The sequence below is a fragment of the Aminobacter sp. P4_D5 genome, from assembly GCF_056401815.1.
Genome location: NZ_JBFUIP010000359.1, coordinates 1 through 1,575, shown reverse-complemented (window position 1 = coordinate 1,575; position 1,575 = coordinate 1). Strand labels below are relative to the sequence as shown.

Genomic DNA, 1,575 nt, shown 5'->3' with positions numbered 1-1,575 from the left:
GGGTGGGAGTTCACGATGGCTCTGTTCGCAGGTCCAAGGCGCACGATCAACAACTTGCAGTTCTGGAAAACTGCCCGATTGCCGATATCGTCAAAAGCGTGCCGGAACCTCTGCGTAGTGGCCGTCGCTCTGCCAGATGCTGATGCTCGGTCAGGGAGAAGTGGCATTCGGACGACAGTGGTCGAAGAAACAGCGATGATGACCCACCGGCTTGCCGGTGCTTCGGCACTTGCGCAATAGTCGCGTCTCAAAATGGCTTTGACATCAAATGTAAAGAGCACGTGCAGTGCGTGGCGCCCGCGCCAAGTCGTCGTGGACGGCCCAAGTCAGAGTCACCTTGCCCTGAACTTTGATGGTGAAACACCCGTTTGGGAGCGGAATTGTCTGTTGAAAGTCGAAACGCTTTCAAAACCGCTATTGAACGCAATTTCCATGATGTTCGGCTTGCCGCCGCTATCGCTCAGCAGCGACTTGGCGGTCTCTATGCGCATCCGATTGATATATCTGTGCGGCGTGAACTCCCTGTCGTCGAATGCCGCAAACAGGGCGCGTTCACTCACTCCCAAGACCGTCGCAATCTCCTCGACAGTCAAGCTTGGGTTCGTGTGATGCCTACGAATGTGGGCCAGTGCTCGGCAATACATGTCATCGCGCGCCTGGCTATGAGGGCTATTGCCGCATTCGCCCATGGTGACAGCCACAAGCTCCGTGAAGCTGTTCATCAGACCTAGGAATTCGGAGGCCTGCGTGTCGTCGGAACTAAGGGCCTCGACATAGGTATTGATGATGTTTCCCGTCGGTGTGTGCGGTAGCGGCCGCGCCAGGTCGCGCGGGAAGAAGCGTCCGTATTCCTCCAGTCGACAAAAGGGAATAGCTGTCATGTCTCCAACCAGTGCCGTGACGCCTGGCTGCGCTGGAGCTATCGAATATTGTGTCACTGCTTCTGGCCCTGACACGAAAGCGTCACCTGGTTCGACGTGATGTTCACTGCCGTTTCTCGTCTTCAGAGAGAGCATCCCGCTTTCCACCCGGTAGATGCGTAAACTATCGTCGGCGCTGAAGGGCTGAACCTTCTCATGCCAGACGCCCGAGTCACTCGATATCTCGACCCGGGCGATGGCAATGCCGCGGGTGCGGCGACCGACAATGCTGCAGAAAAAATTCATCGCTTCGGCGCTATGCGGTTCAACCTCTAGCCGAGGGAGAATTTCGTCGAACCATTGTGGGAACGCGATAGCGGCGTCGATATCAGCAGTACTGAAGGTGAAGTGTTGCATGACCTTGTCACCGATAGGTAGGAGAGTGAGGTTGAACTGACCATCTGAACCAAGGCGGTCTGTGGCCGCCTTGATCACGATCAACCTCGCTCTCCAAATGTTGCCGCTCCCCCCGACATGGTCCTTGGCCCTCGTGCGGCGCTATCTTCTGGTCACAGCAAGCCGGGCAGGTCTCCACAATTGTGATCAGTCCGGTGACAGAGGATTTAGAAATCTTCAACGGGATCGATGCCTCGGCTGTCGAGGGCATCGGAACCGACCCTGACTTCAACGCCAACTGGGACTGCCAGCTGCGGAC

At 56.6% G+C, this 1,575-nt stretch carries 1 protein-coding gene; it reads right to left on the bottom strand.

All coding sequences use genetic code 11. The annotated features are described in order from the left end of the window. Positions 1-332: 332 nt before the first annotated feature. Entirely contained in the window at positions 333-1,355 is a 1,023-nt protein-coding gene (locus AC1DWF_RS31835; protein WP_476789071.1) for a helix-turn-helix transcriptional regulator, read from the bottom strand. Positions 1,356-1,575: the final 220 nt, after the last annotated feature.